Below are 17,031 nucleotides of genomic sequence, written 5' to 3'. Positions count from 1 at the left end.
GAATGTCAAACTTTGAAAAGTTACCACCAAAACTTCAGCTGAATCCGCTACTTACAATTTCCGCGGTTGTTTTACTCATTATAGCTTTTTATATATTTATTTTTACTGAAGAATTTTACACGCTCATAGAAGATGGATCTATCTGGGTAAGAGAATGGTTTGGCACTTTCTATTTATGGTTAGGTTTATTATGCGTGCTGTTTCTAATTATCGTAGCAATATCTCCTGCAGGAAAGATAAAACTAGGAAAGGAAGCACCTGAATTTAACCGGTGGTCGTGGATAGCTATGCTCTATAGCGCCGGAATGGGTGCGGGTATCTTGTTACGCGGAGTACAGGAACCTGTATATATGTATTTGAACAACCCTATAAATACAGGAGCTAACGAAGAAATAATTGCCTTAGAGTACACATTCTACCAGTGGGGATTTACGGCGTGGGCCTTTTATGCGGTTTTTGGCCTTATTGTGGGCTATACTATTTTTGTAAAAACTGAAGATTTAAGACTAGGTAATAGTTTACCGCATTTTAAAAGATTGAGATACCTTCCGGCAGGAGTAGACCTATTAACAATACTAACTACGGTAATGGGACTTGTAGCGGCAATAGGCTTAGGAACTTCTCAAATAGAAGGAGGTATAAGCAGTTTATTTTCTCAGAATACCGGAAACCTCCAGTTAACGCTGGGTCTAGTGTTCATTATTTGTTTTATAGCCTTCCTCTCTGCCTGGGCCGGCATGGAAAAAGGCATCAAACGCATTTCCAACTGGAACATCTATTTAACCCTTATGTTATTGATATTCGTATTGATTCAAAGTGATGTTTTACGAATTTTCGGCAATTTTTTTCAAGCCTTATATAGCTATGTGGTAGATTTTATCCCCCTTAGTATTGCATACAGCAATTTCAATCCCGGAAAACAGTTCCTTACCGATTGGACATACTATTATTGGGCTTTTTGGTTAGCATGGGCTCCCTTTACCGGAATTTTCATTGCCAGAATTTCGAAAGGAAGAAGCATTAGAGAAATGCTCCTTGGCGTACTACTCATTCCTTCTCTTGGAACCTTCTTCTGGTTCAGCGTATTTGGAACTGCCTCCTTTAATCTAATAACTGAATGGGGTGAATATCAAAATGAATTTGGAAATGTGTTCACATCACTTTTCGTTTTCTTTGAAAACTACCCTTTAAGCATCCTATCAAATACATTAGTAGTATTTCTACTCATCAGTTTTTTAGTAACATCGGTAGATTCTGCCATTTATGTTCTAAGTATTTTTACCACGAAAGGAATGGAAGAACCTTCAAAAAAGCACCGATTGATATGGGCCTTTGTGATCTTTATTTTTTCAGAAGCAATTATCGTTTTAGGGAATTTAAAGCCAGACAGCAATGTTTTGACAGCAATGCAAAAATTCCTGATAATAGGCTCATTGCCTTTTGCAATTTTTACCTTCATAGCTATTGTCCTTTTTACAAGAGTTCTCACAAAAAGGACAATGAGCTGACTTAGGATCTTGGCAAGAAAACTTCTGCCATCATACAACGTGCACTTCCGCCACCACAGGTTTCAATTGTAGTTAGATCGGCACTTAATATCTCACAATACTTTTCTATAGCTTTTGTTTGTAAAGGAGTCAGACTTTTATGAGCGGTGGCACTCATCACCAAATACTTCTTATCTTTTCCCTGAACCTGCAACATATTTCCAGCAAACTCATGTATCTGGGCTTGGGTAATTTCAATAATTTGCTTTCCATCTTGTTTTAAGTGGCGAGCTACATTTTTACGCTCCTTTTTATCGTCTATACAATCCAGACAAATTACAGCAAAATTCTCTGCAACACACATCATTACGTTGGTATGATAAATAGGCTTTCTTTTACCGTCCACATCCTGATAGGCTGTAAAAATTATAGGAGTATACTCAAAATCCTCACAAAATTCTATAAGTAATTCTTCATCGGCTCGAGCCGATAATGCACAATATGCCTTTCTATTTACCCTATCTAAGATTAAACTTCCTGTACCTTCCAGAAAAACACCCTCTTCTTCAGCTGATGTATAATCGGTAATGTCTCCTATCTTAAAGCCTTTTTCCTCTAAGACGTCTAAAAATTCTTCTCTGCGCTCTCTTCTCCTATTTTCGGCGAACATAGGGTAAAGTGCTAAACTTCCATCTTCATGAAGGGAGATCCAGTTATTAGGAAAGATAGAATCCGGCGTATCCAGTTCTTTCTTGTCATTTACCACTATTACGTCCACTCCTACATTTTGTAGTTTATGCACAAAAGCATCAAATTCGGTCTGAGCCTTTTTATTGACCTCCTCATTTTTGAGTTGAAGATCTGCCTGAAAGTAATTGTTTACCGCTGTTTCTTCATTCATTCTAAACGCCACAGGACGCACCATTAACACGGTATTTGTAATTTGTCTCATAAACTTATTCTCTTATTAAAGGTAAGGTGGAGCATCTAAGCAACCCCTCCTGCTTAGATATTTCTGCATAAGGCACTTCTTCTACAGTTATTCCCTGAGCTCTTAACCAGGCATTTAATCTTGTAAAATTCTTTTCTGAAATAACCACATCTTCAGAAATTGAAAAGATGTTAGAGTTCATATCATACATTTCATCTCTGGTTATCTCGAAAATGTTTTCTTTTCCAAAGAGATCCACAAGCCAGTTATATTCCTCTTCTATTAAAAAGCCCCCTTTGTAGATGATCGCTTTATCTTTTCCTACCGGCTGAAAACAACAATCCAAGTGCAGAGCATTATCTCTCGCGACAGTATTCGACTTTCGCAAGCTAAAAGAAACCACTTCTCTCTGTGGAAATAATTCTTGCAGAGCTTTTACAGCTTTCATGTTAGTTCTTGCCGTAATATAATTAGGATAATCATCTCCCTTATAAGTTCCTACTAGGATATAATTCTGATAAGGCATTACGTCCCCTCCTTCAATATGCGCATCTTCAGGCATCGTGAGAATCTTAGCAGGGTCTATTTGCTCGAGGACATGATTTATAGCTTCAATCTCCTCGTCTCTATCGGGTAAAATATTGGCCTTAATAAACTTATCATCAATAACAAAAGCGATATCCCTAGTAAATATTTGATTGTAATCTTCTATTACTTTGGGCCTAAAAACCTGCACATCATATTTCTTAAAAACAGCTGCAACTGCCTCCATCTCCTTTACCATATCTTCTTCCACAGGATACGTCCCTGCTTTGATATATTCGGCAGATTTAGGATCGTAGGCATCTTCATAAGCAGGTGTCCCTCCATTACTTTCAGCTGTTCCCAAAACAACGGCTTTTAAAGGTGCAGTTTCACTTGTTATATTAAGTTTTAGCATAGCTGGTTTATTTTAGTGCAAATATAAAAAAAGCTTCATTGTACAATGAAGCTTTTAAATTATTGATATAAAGAACTATTATCGGTTATCCAATTCTTTGAATGAACGAAGAGTTTCTCCTATGTATACTTGACGAGGTCTTCCAATAGGCTCTTTCCCTAATCTCATTTCTCTCCATTGTGCGATCCATCCCGGAAGTCTTCCTACAGCAAACATAACAGTGAACATCTCTGTTGGAATTCCCATTGCACGGTAAATAATTCCTGAGTAGAAATCTACGTTTGGATATAATTTACGTTCAACGAAGTATTCATCTTCCAATGCTGCTTTTTCTAATCCTTTAGCGATTTCTAAAATTGGATCATCAACTCCTAATGCTGCCAATACTTCATCAGCTGCTTTTTTAATGATTTTAGCACGTGGATCAAAATTCTTGTACACTCTGTGTCCGAAGCCCATCAATCTAAATGGGTCTTCTTTATCTTTTGCTTTAGCAATGAATTTAGAAGTGTCTCCACCATCGTTTTTGATCTCTTCAAGCATTTCAATTACCGCCTGATTTGCTCCACCATGAAGTGGCCCCCATAATGCGGAAACTCCTGCTGAAATAGAAGCAAATAATCCGGCATGAGAAGAACCAACTATTCTAACTGTAGAAGTTGAACAGTTTTGCTCATGATCGGCATGAAGGATTAATAATTTATCTAAGGCATCTACTACCGTTTTATCAGCAACATAATCTTCTCCTGGTTTTGCGAACATCATCTTTAAAAGACTTTCAATAAACCCAAGATCTTTATCACGGTTCTCAAGAGGAAGGTCATTTCTTCTTCTTAAAGTCCAAGCAGCAAGTGTTGGGAATTTAGCAAGAAGCTTCACTATAGCTTTGTACATATCCTCTTCTGAATCTACATTTACAGATTTCGGATTGAAGGCTATTAGCGCGCTGGTTAAAGAAGATAACATCCCCATTGGATGAGCTGAAGAAGGAAAACCATTAATTACAGTTTTCATATCGTCATTCACCTCACTTTGCTCGATGATATCTGCTTTAAATTTATCTAGTTGTTCTTTATTTGGCAACTCACCAAAAATCAATAAGAAAACCACTTCTAAAAAGTCAGCTTTTTCAGCCAATTCTTCAATTGAGTATCCTCGGTATCTTAAGACCCCCTTTTCTCCATCAAGAAAAGTGATGGCACTTTCACAGCTACCTGTATTCTTATATCCTGGATCTAAAGTAATCACTCCAGATTGCCCTCTTAAGCTTTTAATATCAATGGCAACTTCATTTTCACTTCCAATGGTTACCGGGAATTCGTATTTCTTCCCATCAATCTCTAACGTAGCAACTTTTGACATATACTGATATCTTTTTCTGATTATTTTTTTAGGAGTGCTAAAATACAAAATATGTTAATAAAAGTGGCTACAACCATAGTCTATTTTCAGGTTATACCAATAACTTTGGGAGGTTTTTAAGAAAATCATATAAAACAAAAAACCCTCTTCAGCTTTTGAAGAGGGTTTTTAATAATTTTTACTATTTATTATATTTTAAAAGCCTTACGTTGCGGATAATATGCAACGCTTTCCAACTCTTCTTCAATGCGTAATAACTGATTATATTTAGCCATTCTATCACTTCTTGATGCCGACCCGGTTTTTATTTGCCCGGTATTAAGTGCCACAGCAAGATCGGCAATAGTATTGTCTTCAGTTTCTCCAGAACGGTGAGACATCACACAGGTAAATCCGGCATTTTTAGCCATATTCACCGCTGCAATAGTTTCTGTTAACGTTCCAATTTGGTTCACTTTAATTAGAATAGAATTTGCAATACCTTCTTGAACCCCTCTTGAAAGACGTTCAACATTTGTAACAAATAAATCATCTCCTACAAGTTGAACTTTATCTCCAATCTTATCGGTAAGATATTTCCAACCTTCCCAGTCATTCTCATCCATTCCATCTTCAATAGAGATAATCGGGTATTTAGAAGCCAATTCAGCAAGATAATCGGCTTGCTCTTCGCTGCTTCTAACAATTCCTTTATCACCTTCAAATTTGGTGTAATCATACTTACCATTTACATAGAACTCAGCAGCAGCACAATCTAAAGCGATCATTACTTCCTCTCCACCTTTGTAACCAGCATTCTTAATTGCTAGTAAAATAGTATCAAGTGCATCTTCAGTTCCGTCTAAAGTTGGCGCAAAACCACCTTCATCTCCAACTGCAGTACTCAACCCTCTATCATGTAAAACTTTCTTTAAATGATGAAAGATCTCAGTTCCCATTTGCAAAGCTTGAGAAAAGTTCTTTGCCTGTACAGGCATTACCATAAATTCCTGAAATGCTATAGGAGCATCACTATGCGAACCTCCGTTGATAATATTCATCATTGGAACAGGCAAGGTATTAGCGCTCACCCCACCAATGTATCTATATAAAGGCATATTCAATTCGTTAGCTGCGGCTTTGGCTACAGCCATAGAAACACCTAAAATTGCATTAGCCCCTAATTTTGCTTTATTTGGAGTACCATCAAGCTCGATCATTACCTGATCGATCAAATTTTGATCGAATACAGAATATCCTAATAATTCTTCAGCTATAGTTCGATTAACATTCTCAACGGCTTTTTTAACTCCTTTTCCCATGAAGTCTTTTCCTCCATCGCGAAGTTCTACAGCTTCATGTTCTCCGGTCGAAGCACCTGAAGGCACAGCGGCTCTTCCAACAAAACCACTATCGGTTTCTACATCTACTTCAATTGTTGGATTTCCTCTAGAGTCAAAAATTTGACGAGCGTGAATATTGATTATTATACTCATAATATTATATTGATTTATTTTCTATTCAGCAAGATACAAATACAGGGCTTATTTTTAGAGGAATTGAACGAGATTTAGAGCGATTTTTTACGATATCGTTTTCGAGAAGAAGCCTGCCTAAATTGATATATTACTGTTTATTTATTACTTAAAGTAAGGTATAAGTAAAAATTACGGAAGCTGTATTAAATTTGGAGACAAAATCTAAATTGTAGGTTCTATCAACAAATTTTAATCCAGTTAAATCTCTTGAAGTATTATACCGAAGCTCTAGAGAAAAGCAATTATGTAAATTAACTCCTCCACCAATCCCGAAACTCGTACCAGATTTGAATTCATCTAAATAGGGGTCTTCATTCATATAGGTGTTCTCAAAAGAAACTTCAGACTTCAGAGGAAGGTCACCACTTAATATGGCATTGAGAAATAACTTTGTAGTGTTATTCAAGAAAAAATAATGCCTAACCCCAATAGCGAGCTCTATTGAATTATACTTGACAGAAAAATCAGCATCGTAACTCTTAGTAAGATGCTGTTCTTCCTTAAAACTTCGATAGACAGGCTGAATGAACAATGACCATTTATTGCGATTAAATGGCATTACGTACTCTATCTCTACACCTGCACGAACAAAAAAATTCTTATCAAAAGAAACTCCACCGGCATTTAAGCCTTTTTCAACTTCCATCCCTGTAAAGTCTGTTCCAACCAGGGCTTTCACAAATAATTTACCATTTTCGGTATTAGTTTTATACTTAATAATAGAGGCATTTTGACATCTATTGTAATCCGTAAAGTAGCGATCCAGTTCACTTTGTCTATAACTTACAGATTGAATATCTTTTGTAGACTTATTACCACAGTTTACACTTGTAATTAATTGTTGCTTATACCTATTATTAACCAAAATTTTACCACCTTGGAGATATCTCTTATATATTAATTGTTGAGGATCTTCATCCTTAATGCTATAAAAATATCTTAGAACACTATTATTTCTATACAGAAAAAGATCTGCTTCACCATCTTGAAGATATTTAAGAAAAACTCTTCTTTCCGAGTAGACCGGAGCGCGCTGCCCAGTTAAGTCTCTGACTTGATCGCCGGTTAAGTCAACTTTTACTTCCGCCCTTTTAAAGCGGATATTTTCGAAACCGAATTCTATTACATCTTCGATTTTCATTTTTTGCTCTAACGAACCTGAGTTCAACTTAAAATTAAAACTTTCAGGATTATCATTCCAGTCTTGATTTTGAATGAGTCCAGAAACCTTTTTTCCTGAATTATTTAAATAATATCCTGTAACGAAACTAATCTGACTATATCCAGAAAAAGAAATTAATAAGGCATAAACAAGCAATCTATATTTTCTCATATAATATTTTTAGACATGAAAAATCTACAAATTTTTATTAATCACAAAATTTAATAAAGAAAAAACCCCAGATTTATTAAAAATCTAGGGTTAAGATTAATATATCTATTAATTCTATTTTTTACCTTCTTTAATTCTCTCTATAAATTCATCAAACAAATAGCTGGCATCGTGAGGACCCGGACTTGCTTCCGGATGATATTGCACTGAGAAACAGTTCTTATTATTCATCTCAATACCACCTATGGTATTATCATTTAAACACACGTGAGTAATCTCTACATTGGGATGCGCTTCCGTCTCTGCCCTATCTACTGAAAAACCATGGTTTTGGGATGTAATTTCTCCTTTTCCTGTTTTTAAGTTCTTTACGGGATGATTGATCCCCCTATGTCCGTGGTGCATTTTATAGGTAGATATACCATTTGCAAGAGCAATAACCTGATGTCCCAAGCAAATACCAAATAAAGGATGATCTTTTTCTAAAATAGCTTTAGTAAGTTCGATTGCACTTGATAGCGGCTGTGGATCTCCAGGGCCATTCGATAAGAAATACCCGTCAGGATTCCATGCACTTAAATCTTCATAAGTTGCATTATATGGGAAAACCTTTATATAAGCATCGCGCTCGGCCAAGTTACGAAGGATATTCTTCTTTATACCAATATCCAAAGCAGCTATCTTAAAAGTGGCATTTTCATTCCCAAAGTAATAAGATTCTTTGGTTGAAACCTTAGAAGCTAATTCTAAGCCATTCATGTCTGGAACTGCTGCCAATTCCTTCTTTAAAGCATCTATTTCATCAACACGAGTTGAAATTATAGCATTCATAGCCCCATTCTCGCGAATATAAGCAACCAGCGCACGAGTATCAACATCAGAGATAGCGAACAGATTACTATCATCTAAAAACTCGAGCAGGGAACCATCTGCAGAAGGCCGAGAATGATTATAGCTAAAGTTCTTACATATAAGCCCCGATATCTTGGCTTTATCAGATTCATTTTCTTCTTCTTTAACACCATAGTTCCCAATATGTGCATTGGTGGTAACCATTAATTGCCCGTAATAGGAAGGATCAGTAAAGATCTCCTGGTAGCCGGTCATCCCCGTATTGAAACATACTTCTCCTACGGCACTTCCATCTTTGTCTCCAACAGATTTCCCATGAAAAATGGTTCCGTCGGCTAATAAGATAATCGCTTTTTTTCTAGTCTGGTACTTCATAATTAATTGCAGGCTATTTGATAATATCTTTTGAGGTGACAAAATTAGTTAATTGAACATATACAATTACCTAACTTCAATTTTTTTGATTAAAAAAAAAGGATAAACCATAATGGCTTATCCTTTTTTGAATTGTTATAGAAAAAGATTCATTGTTAGTCCTCTTTTTTATCTTCCTTCTTTTCTGCTTTACTCTCAGAAGTAGCTTTCTCTGCAGTTGCAGTATCCTCAGCTTTCTTTTTACCAGCTCTACGAGTAGATTTTTTCTTCTCAGGCTTAGTAAGATTGTAGATCTCGTTGTAATCAACTAGTTCTATCATTGCCATATCGGCGTTATCTCCAAGACGATTACCTAATTTAATAATTCTTGTATATCCACCTGGACGATCTCCAACTTTTGCTGCTACATCTCTAAACAATTCAGCAACTGAATCCTTTTGACGTAATTTAGCGAAAACCAATCTTCTGTTATGAGTTGTATCTTCCTTAGATTTTGTGATCAAAGGCTCAACAAACTGCTTCAAAGCTTTTGCTTTAGCCACAGTAGTATTTATGCGTTTATGTTCAATTAGGGAACAAGCCATGTTTGCTAACATAGACTTACGGTGAGCCGTTTTTCTACCTAAGTGATTTATTTTTTTTCCGTGTCTCATTACTATTCTCTTTTAGATCTAGTCTTTCTTTTCAGAAGAACTAGTCTTTATCCAATTTATATTTTGAAAGATCCATTCCAAAGTTTAAACCTTTATTGTTCACAAGCTCTTCAAGCTCGGTTAAAGATTTCTTACCGAAGTTACGGAACTTCATCAAGTCATTTTTGTTATAGGATACTAAATCACCAAGAGTATCAACTTCAGCAGCCTTCAAGCAGTTAAGTGCTCTTACCGAAAGATCCATGTCTACTAATTTGGTTTTTAGCAACTGTCTCATGTGAAGAGATTCTTCATCATAAGTTTCAGTTTGTGCTATTTCATCAGCCTCTAAAGTAATACGCTCATCAGAGAACAACATAAAGTGATGGATCAAGGTTTTAGCAGCCTCGGTCAATGCATCTTTAGGGTGAATAGAGCCATCGCTAATGATCTCAAATACCAATTTTTCATAATCGGTTTTTTGTTCTACACGATAGTTTTCAATACTATATTTTACGTTTTTGATTGGAGTGTATACCGAATCAGTAAAAATAGTACCTAATGGTGCGTTCGCTTTTTTGTTTTCCTCAGCAGGAACATAACCTCTACCCTTTTCAACAGTAAGCTCCATATTGAAGCTCACCTTTTTATCTAAGTTACAAATCACTAAATCTGGATTTAGGATTTGGAAACCTGAGATAAACTTTTGAAAATGACCAGCAGTTAATTGCTCTTGACCAGAGACAGAAATTGTAACGGCTTCATTGTCTATTTCATCAATTTGCCTTTTAAACCTTACTTGTTTCAGGTTCAATATAATTTCTGTTACATCTTCTACCACGCCAGGGATTGTAGAGAATTCGTGATCTACTCCTTCAATGCGAACTGAAGTTATAGCGAATCCTTCTAGTGATGATAACAGTACTCTTCTTAAAGCGTTACCAACGGTTAATCCATATCCAGGTTCCAAAGGGCGAAATTCAAATTTCCCTTCGAAATCGGTTGAATCAATCATTATAACTTTATCGGGCTTCTGAAAATTTAGTATTGCCATATTACGACTTCTGTGAATTATTATTTCGAATATAATTCGACGATGAATTGTTCATTTATGTTTTCCGGGATTTGAACTCTACCAGGTACAGAAACGAAAGTTCCTTGTTTGGTGTCATTGTTCCAAGTAATCCACTCGTAAGTAGCACTTGAGTTGGAAAGAGAATCTTGGATAGCTACCAAAGATTTAGACTTTTCTCTAACCCCAACTACATCTCCAGGTTTTAATTGATATGATGGAATGTTCAAGATCTCGCCATTAACAGTAATGTGTCTGTGAGAAACTAATTGTCTAGCTCCACTTCTAGAAGGAGAAATTCCCATTCTATAAACTACATTATCTAAACGAGATTCACATAATTGTAAAAGTACCTCCCCAGTAATACCATTCGCACGGGTAGCTTTTTCAAACATGTTTCTGAATTGGCGCTCTAATACACCATAAGTGTATTTTGCTTTTTGCTTTTCCATTAACTGGATAGCATATTCAGATTTTTTACCTCTCCTACGGTTGTTACCGTGTTGTCCCGGAGGGTAATTTCTTTTTTCGAAAGATTTGTCATCTCCGAAGATAGCTTCGCCAAATTTACGAGCTATTTTAGTCTTTGGACCAGTATATCTTGCCATTGAAAATTGTTTTTAAAAAGTAAGCGATTATGAATTAAGGTCACTGTCCTTCGATAATCTTAGTGCTTGCTTTGTTTATACTTGATAATTAATTAAACTCTACGTCTTTTAGGAGGTCGACATCCATTGTGAGGTAATGGAGTAACATCGATAATTTCAGTTACTTCAATTCCTGCATTATGGATAGAACGAATAGCAGATTCTCTACCATTTCCTGGTCCCTTTACATATACTTTCACTTTACGCAAACCAGCTTCATGAGCAACTTTCGATGCATCTTCAGCAGCTAATTGTGCCGCGTAAGGAGTATTTTTCTTTGATCCTCTGAAGCCCATTTTACCGGCAGACGACCAAGAGATAAGATCTCCTTTTTTGTTAGTCAAAGATATAATAATGTTGTTAAAGGAAGCCGTAACATGAGCTTCTCCATTAGACTCAACGATTACTTTACGTTTCTTTTGAGCTGCTTTTTGAGTTTTTGCCATCTTACTTATTATTTAGTTGCTTTCTTCTTGTTAGCAACTGTTTTTCTTCTACCTTTTCTGGTTCTTGAATTGTTCTTGGTACGTTGTCCTCTTAATGGAAGACCAGATCTATGACGGATCCCTCTGTAACATCCAATATCCATAAGACGTTTGATGCTCATTTGTACTTCTGAACGTAATTCACCTTCAATTTTGAAAACTCCTACTGCGTCACGAATTCTTCCAATCTCATCATCGGTCCAATCTGAAACTTTAGTGCTCTCATCTACATTAGCTTCTTTCAGGATATCCTGAGCGCGGCTCTTTCCAATTCCGAAGATATAGGTTAATGCTATAACTCCTCTTTTTTGTTTTGGTATATCTACCCCTGCAATTCTAGCCATAACTTAACCTTGTCTTTGTTTGAATTTAGGATTCTTTTTGTTAATCACGTAAAGTCTGCCTTTTCTTCGTACAATTTTGCACTCGGCACTTCTTTTTTTAACTGATGCTCTAACTTTCATCTTAATTAATATCTATACGTTATGCGAGCCTTTGTTAAATCGTAAGGGCTCATTTCTAATTTCACTTTATCTCCAGGTAACAATTTAATGTAATGCATTCTCATCTTACCCGAAATATGTGCAGTCACTACGTGACCGTTTTCCAGTTCTACCCGAAACATGGCATTTGATAATGCCTCAATGATCGTTCCGTCCTGTTCAATTGCTGATTGTTTTGCCATAGTTTATGCTACTGCTTTTCTATTTTTACCGGTTTTCATCAACCCGTCGTAATGCCTATTTAGCAAATATGAATTTACTTGCTGCATAGTGTCAATCGCAACCCCCACTAAAATTAATAGTGAAGTACCTCCAAAGAACAATGCCCATCCCTGTTGCACACCCAACAGCTGCACTACAATAGCAGGGAACACTGCTATAAGCGCTAAGAAAATTGAACCCGGAAGGGTTATTTGAGACATGATTCTATCTAAGAAATCTGCAGTTTCACCACCAGGACGAACCCCGGGAATAAACCCTCCACTTCTTTTAAGATCATCTGCCATTTTGTTAGTAGGTACTGTAATTGCGGTATAGAAATAAGTAAACACTATAATCAATAAAGCAAATACAACATTGTACCAAAAGCCAAATATATTACTAAATGCAGCTGCAATCCCCTGAGAAGTCTCTCCATCAGAAAGACCTGCAACGGCAGCTGGAATAAACATAATTGCCTGAGCGAAAATTATTGGCATTACACCGGAAGCATTTAATTTAAGAGGAATGTATTGTCTTGATCCAAATACATTCTTCTCATATCCTCCAGAGGCTGTTCTTCTTGCATATTGCACTGGTATTTGGCGAACCGCCATCACCAACATAATAGATCCAAGAATAATAGCAAACCAAATTACCAATTCAATTAAGATCATAATCAAACCTCCATTAGATTCGAATACTCTGGAAGCAAATTCCTGTATAAAGGACTGTGGCATTCTTGCAATAATACCTACCATAATTAATAGGGATATTCCATTACCAATTCCTTTGTCAGTTATTTTCTCACCTAACCACATTGCAAAAATAGTTCCAGTAGCTAAAATAATTACTGATGATGCAACGAAAGTTACTGTATCTCCCAAAAGGAAGGCACTTTGAGGTAAAGTAGCAAACAAATTATAAATATAACCAGGTCCTTGAACCAAAGTAATAGCTATAGTTAGCCATCTTGTAATTTGATTGATCCTTCTTCTTCCACTTTCACCTTCTTTTTGAAGTTTTTGCAAATAAGGCACTGCAATCCCCATTAACTGCACTACAATAGAGGCAGAGATATAAGGCATAATACCCAACGCAAAAACGGAAGCATTCGAAAATGCTCCGCCTGTAAAAGCGTTTAACAGCCCTAAAAGACCGCTATCTGTTTGATTGGCAAGATTCGCAAGCTGTGAAGCATCAATTCCAGGCAATACTACCTGTGCACCAAAACGATACACTAATAATAAACCTAGGGTAACTAAAATTCTATTTTTTAGCTCCTCTATTTTCCAAATATTCTTAATAGTATTGATAAATTTCATCTTCTTATCTATTATAAAGTAACAACTTCACCTCCGGCAGCTTCGATAGCTTCCTTTGCTGAGGCAGTAAATTTATGAACAGATATTTTCAACTTTGCTTTTAATTCTCCTCTACCTAATATCTTAACTAGTTCGTTTTTGCGCGCTAATCTGTTTTCTACCAACACTTGCATGTCCACAGTGTCAGTAATTTTACCTTCATCTACAAGAGCTTGAAGCGTATCTAAATTAACACCTTGGTAATCTTTACGATTAATGTTAGTAAAACCAAACTTAGGCACTCGACGTTGAAGTGGCATCTGCCCTCCTTCAAAACCAATTTTTCTTGAGTAACCAGAACGGGACTTCGCCCCTTTGTGTCCACGGGTCGCAGTTCCACCTTTACCGGAACCTTCTCCTCTACCAACACGCTTGCTGTTACTTTGAACTGAACCTTTTGCAGGTTTTAAGTTACTTAAATTCATGTGAGTTTATTATTTTGTTTCCTCTACAGAAACTAAGTGTTGAACTTTATTTACCATACCAAGGATATTTGGTGTGTTCTCGTGCTCTACAACTTGATTTAATTTTCTTAGACCAAGTGCTTCTAAAGTACGTTTCTGGTTCTGAGTACGTCTAATCGCACTTTTTACCTGTGTAACTTTTATCTTTCCCATTTTATCCTTGAATTAACCTTTAAATACTTTATCTAACGTAATACCACGTTGCTTAGCAACGGTTTGAGCACTACGTAATTGCAATAACGCATCAAAAGTAGCTTTTACTACGTTATGAGGATTTGAAGAACCTTGATTTTTAGAAAGTACGTCATGTACTCCAACTGATTCTAATACGGCACGAATGGCACCACCAGCAATAATACCGGTACCAGTTGCAGCAGGAAGTAATAAAACTCTTGCTCCACCGTATTTCCCTTTTTGCTCATGAGGAAGAGTTCCTTTATTCAAAGGAATTCTAACTAAGTTTTTCTTAGCATCCTCAACACCTTTAGCGATAGCGTCTGCAACTTCTTTGGATTTACCCAAACCTTGTCCAACAACACCATTCTCGTCACCTACTACTACAATAGCAGAGAAACCAAATGCTCTACCACCTTTAGTAACTTTTGTAACACGTTGCACACCAACCAAACGATCTTTTAATTCAAGACCTGCTGGTTTTACAAGTTCTACATTTTTATAATCTTGATACATATCTTTTTAGAATTTAAGTCCTCCTTCACGAGCACCTTCTGCTAATGATTTAACTCTACCGTGATACAAATATCCACCTCTATCAAAAGAAATGGTATCAATTCCGGCTTTTAGCGCTTTTTCGGCAAGAGCCTTTCCTACAGCGGTAGATTTTTCAACCTTATTACCATCTACTGAAAGATCCTTGTCTCTAGAAGAAGCTGCAACTAAAGTCTTCCCGGCTACATCGTCTACTATTTGAGCATAAATTTCTTTATTACTTCTATAAACTGCCAACCTTGGGCGACTTGAAGTTCCAGTAATATCCTTACGAATCCTCTTCTTTATCTTATTTCTTCTATCTTGTTTTGAAAATGCCATATCTAAAATCTATTAAGCTGATTTACCTGCTTTTCTTCTTAATTGCTCACCTACAAATTTAATTCCTTTTCCTTTGTATGGCTCTGGAGCACGGAAGGAACGAATTTTAGCTGCCACTTGACCTACCAGTTGTTTATCATGAGAAGTAAGTTTCACGATAGGGTTCTTACCTTTATCTGAAACTGTTTCCACTTTAACCTCTGGTGCCACTTCAATAACAATGTTATGAGAGAACCCAATGGCCAAATCCAATTTTTGTCCTTGATTAGACGCACGATAACCTACCCCTACAAGTTCTAATTGTTTTGTATAACCATTAGCTACACCTTCAATCATGTTATTTACCAAGGCACGGTATAACCCATGCTTTGCTTTTTGGTCCTTCTTATCTGAAGAGCGCTCAAAAGTAATCATTCCATCCTCAATAACAACCTGGATGTCCTCAATTTTTTGAGTTAATTCTCCTAATTTCCCTTTTACCGTCATAACGCCGTCTTGAAAGTTCACTTGAACTCCTTCCGGAATGCTGACTGGGTTTTTACCTATTCTTGACATTTCTTAAGTCTTTAAGTATTAGTAAACGTAGCATAAAACTTCACCACCAACTTTTTCAGCTTGAGCTTGTCTTCCTGTCATCACTCCATGAGAAGTAGAAACAATAGCAATTCCAAGTCCGTTTAATATACGTGGCAATTCATTTGCTCCGGCGTATTTACGTAAACCGGGTTTACTTATTCGTTGGATAGCTTTAATTACAGGCTCTTTAGTAAGCTTATCATACTTAAGAGCTATCTTGATAATTCCTTGAGTGGCATTATCTTCAAACTTGTAACTAAGAATATATCCCTGATCGAATAATATTTTAGTGATCTCCTTTTTAAGATTAGATGCAGGTATCTCAACAACACGGTGGTTAGCGAGTACGGCATTTCTAATTCTTGTTAAATAATCTGCAATAGGATCTGTAGTCATTTTTTGTCCTTTTAAATCTTAATTACCAACTAGCTTTTCTTACACCTGGGATTAACCCCTTATTGGCCATCTCTCTAAACATTACACGAGAAACACCAAATTGTCTCATATACCCTTTAGGTCTTCCAGTTAATTTACAACGATTGTGTAAACGTACAGGAGAGGCATTCTTTGGTAATTTTTGCAAAGCTTCAAAGTCACCAGCTTCTTTCAAAGCCTGACGTTTCTCAGCATATTTTTTTACCGTTTCTTGTCTCTTCACCTCACGGGCTTTCATTGATTCTTTAGCCATAATTAATTCTTTTTAAAAGGTAAACCTAGTTCCGTTAACAATGATTTCGCTTCTTTATCTGTTGGTGCAGATGTTACAAACGTAATATCCATTCCAGAGATCTTATTCACCTTATCGATATCGATTTCAGGGAAAATAATTTGCTCGGTAATACCAAGGTTATAATTTCCTCTACCATCGAAACCAGTTGCTTTTATCCCTCCAAAATCACGTACTCTTGGTAGTGCTGAAGTTATTAGACGATCTAAAAATTCGTACATTCTCTCTCCACGTAAAGTAACTTTTGCCCCAATTGGCATTCCTTTACGTAGTTTAAATGAAGCAACATCTTTTTTAGAAATGGTTGATACCGCTTTTTGACCTGTGATCATAGTTAACTCATCAACTGCATGATCGATCAATTTTTTATCTGCTACAGCTGCTCCAACTCCACGGCTCAAAACTATCTTTTGTAGTTTTGGAACCTGCATGATGTTTGAGTAACTGAATTCCTCTGTAAGAGCCGACACTATTTTGTCTTTATACTCTTGTTTAAGTCTTGGTACGTATGCCATA

The 17,031-nt window shown here is 36.5% G+C and carries 23 protein-coding genes; 1 reads left to right on the top strand and 22 read right to left on the bottom strand.

Annotated features, from left to right (window positions below):
- The first annotated feature begins 2 nt into the window (after nt 1–2).
- A complete protein-coding gene (locus L1I30_RS11520; RefSeq protein ID WP_236134444.1) occupies nt 3–1,508 on the top strand; it encodes a BCCT family transporter in 1,506 nt (501 codons plus the stop codon).
- A 1-nt stretch (nt 1,509) separates the two neighbouring features.
- Here L1I30_RS11520 and ctlX read toward each other — a convergent pair whose 3' ends face one another.
- The 22 genes from ctlX to rplE all read right to left on the bottom strand — a co-directional run bounded on the left by ctlX (nt 1,510) and on the right by rplE (nt 17,030).
- Nucleotides 1,510–2,439 (bottom strand): citrulline utilization hydrolase CtlX, encoded by a 930-nt coding sequence (ctlX, locus tag L1I30_RS11515; protein ID WP_236134443.1) that lies wholly within the window; start codon nt 2,437–2,439, stop codon nt 1,510–1,512.
- A 4-nt stretch (nt 2,440–2,443) separates the two neighbouring features.
- Nucleotides 2,444–3,358: a dimethylarginine dimethylaminohydrolase family protein gene (locus L1I30_RS11510; RefSeq protein ID WP_236134442.1), complete on the bottom strand. Its 915-nt coding sequence runs from the start codon at nt 3,356–3,358 to the stop codon at nt 2,444–2,446.
- 78 nt (nt 3,359–3,436) lie between these two features.
- Nucleotides 3,437–4,720 carry a citrate synthase gene (locus tag L1I30_RS11505; RefSeq protein ID WP_236134441.1) on the bottom strand — a complete coding sequence of 428 codons (1,284 nt, stop codon included), beginning with the start codon at nt 4,718–4,720 and terminating at the stop codon, nt 3,437–3,439.
- A 188-nt stretch (nt 4,721–4,908) separates the two neighbouring features.
- On the bottom strand, nt 4,909–6,195 hold the full coding sequence (eno, locus tag L1I30_RS11500; protein WP_236134440.1) for a phosphopyruvate hydratase: 1,287 nt from the start codon (nt 6,193–6,195) through the stop codon (nt 4,909–4,911).
- Nucleotides 6,196–6,343: 148 nt separating this feature from the next.
- Complete coding sequence (locus L1I30_RS11495) at nt 6,344–7,570, bottom strand: porin family protein (RefSeq protein WP_236134439.1); 1,227 nt, start codon at nt 7,568–7,570, stop codon at nt 6,344–6,346.
- Nucleotides 7,571–7,684: 114 nt separating this feature from the next.
- The gene (gene carA / locus L1I30_RS11490; protein WP_236134438.1) at nt 7,685–8,797 is read right to left on the bottom strand and encodes a glutamine-hydrolyzing carbamoyl-phosphate synthase small subunit; all 1,113 of its coding nucleotides are present in this window, start codon (nt 8,795–8,797) and stop codon (nt 7,685–7,687) included.
- A gap of 155 nt (nt 8,798–8,952) precedes the next feature.
- Nucleotides 8,953–9,450, bottom strand: coding sequence for a 50S ribosomal protein L17 (gene rplQ / locus L1I30_RS11485; protein ID WP_236134437.1), 498 nt, complete (start codon nt 9,448–9,450; stop codon nt 8,953–8,955).
- A 40-nt stretch (nt 9,451–9,490) separates the two neighbouring features.
- Nucleotides 9,491–10,483, bottom strand: coding sequence for a DNA-directed RNA polymerase subunit alpha (locus tag L1I30_RS11480; RefSeq protein WP_236134436.1), 993 nt, complete (start codon nt 10,481–10,483; stop codon nt 9,491–9,493).
- Between the two features lie 20 nt (nt 10,484–10,503).
- On the bottom strand, nt 10,504–11,109 hold the full coding sequence (gene rpsD / locus L1I30_RS11475) for a 30S ribosomal protein S4 (RefSeq protein ID WP_236134435.1): 606 nt from the start codon (nt 11,107–11,109) through the stop codon (nt 10,504–10,506).
- A 92-nt stretch (nt 11,110–11,201) separates the two neighbouring features.
- Nucleotides 11,202–11,594, bottom strand: a complete 393-nt coding sequence (rpsK, locus tag L1I30_RS11470; protein WP_236134434.1) for a 30S ribosomal protein S11 — start codon at nt 11,592–11,594, stop codon at nt 11,202–11,204.
- A gap of 8 nt (nt 11,595–11,602) precedes the next feature.
- On the bottom strand, nt 11,603–11,977 hold the full coding sequence (rpsM, locus tag L1I30_RS11465) for a 30S ribosomal protein S13 (RefSeq protein WP_236134433.1): 375 nt from the start codon (nt 11,975–11,977) through the stop codon (nt 11,603–11,605).
- A 3-nt stretch (nt 11,978–11,980) separates the two neighbouring features.
- Nucleotides 11,981–12,097: a type B 50S ribosomal protein L36 gene (gene ykgO / locus L1I30_RS11460; protein WP_006988528.1), complete on the bottom strand. Its 117-nt coding sequence runs from the start codon at nt 12,095–12,097 to the stop codon at nt 11,981–11,983.
- 5 nt (nt 12,098–12,102) lie between these two features.
- Nucleotides 12,103–12,318 carry a translation initiation factor IF-1 gene (gene infA, locus L1I30_RS11455; RefSeq protein ID WP_008239515.1) on the bottom strand — a complete coding sequence of 72 codons (216 nt, stop codon included), beginning with the start codon at nt 12,316–12,318 and terminating at the stop codon, nt 12,103–12,105.
- A 3-nt stretch (nt 12,319–12,321) separates the two neighbouring features.
- Nucleotides 12,322–13,659 carry a preprotein translocase subunit SecY gene (secY, locus tag L1I30_RS11450; protein WP_236134432.1) on the bottom strand — a complete coding sequence of 446 codons (1,338 nt, stop codon included), beginning with the start codon at nt 13,657–13,659 and terminating at the stop codon, nt 12,322–12,324.
- A gap of 11 nt (nt 13,660–13,670) precedes the next feature.
- Nucleotides 13,671–14,123 carry a 50S ribosomal protein L15 gene (gene rplO, locus L1I30_RS11445; protein ID WP_236134431.1) on the bottom strand — a complete coding sequence of 151 codons (453 nt, stop codon included), beginning with the start codon at nt 14,121–14,123 and terminating at the stop codon, nt 13,671–13,673.
- A gap of 9 nt (nt 14,124–14,132) precedes the next feature.
- Nucleotides 14,133–14,315 (bottom strand): 50S ribosomal protein L30, encoded by a 183-nt coding sequence (gene rpmD, locus L1I30_RS11440; RefSeq protein ID WP_236134430.1) that lies wholly within the window; start codon nt 14,313–14,315, stop codon nt 14,133–14,135.
- Nucleotides 14,316–14,327: 12 nt separating this feature from the next.
- The gene (rpsE, locus tag L1I30_RS11435; RefSeq protein WP_236134429.1) at nt 14,328–14,852 is read right to left on the bottom strand and encodes a 30S ribosomal protein S5; all 525 of its coding nucleotides are present in this window, start codon (nt 14,850–14,852) and stop codon (nt 14,328–14,330) included.
- Nucleotides 14,853–14,858: 6 nt separating this feature from the next.
- Nucleotides 14,859–15,212: a 50S ribosomal protein L18 gene (rplR, locus tag L1I30_RS11430; RefSeq protein WP_236134428.1), complete on the bottom strand. Its 354-nt coding sequence runs from the start codon at nt 15,210–15,212 to the stop codon at nt 14,859–14,861.
- A 12-nt stretch (nt 15,213–15,224) separates the two neighbouring features.
- Entirely contained in the window at nt 15,225–15,767 is a 543-nt protein-coding gene (gene rplF / locus L1I30_RS11425) for a 50S ribosomal protein L6 (RefSeq protein ID WP_236134427.1), read from the bottom strand.
- Between the two features lie 18 nt (nt 15,768–15,785).
- Entirely contained in the window at nt 15,786–16,184 is a 399-nt protein-coding gene (gene rpsH, locus L1I30_RS11420; RefSeq protein WP_236134426.1) for a 30S ribosomal protein S8, read from the bottom strand.
- A 22-nt stretch (nt 16,185–16,206) separates the two neighbouring features.
- On the bottom strand, nt 16,207–16,476 hold the full coding sequence (rpsN, locus tag L1I30_RS11415; RefSeq protein ID WP_236134425.1) for a 30S ribosomal protein S14: 270 nt from the start codon (nt 16,474–16,476) through the stop codon (nt 16,207–16,209).
- 2 nt (nt 16,477–16,478) lie between these two features.
- Nucleotides 16,479–17,030: a 50S ribosomal protein L5 gene (rplE, locus tag L1I30_RS11410; protein ID WP_236134424.1), complete on the bottom strand. Its 552-nt coding sequence runs from the start codon at nt 17,028–17,030 to the stop codon at nt 16,479–16,481.
- Nucleotide 17,031: the final 1 nt, after the last annotated feature.

The organism is Gillisia lutea, from assembly GCF_021568705.1.
GTDB lineage: Bacteria > Bacteroidota > Bacteroidia > Flavobacteriales > Flavobacteriaceae > Gillisia > Gillisia lutea.
This window is presented reverse-complemented; position numbering and strand designations above follow the sequence as displayed.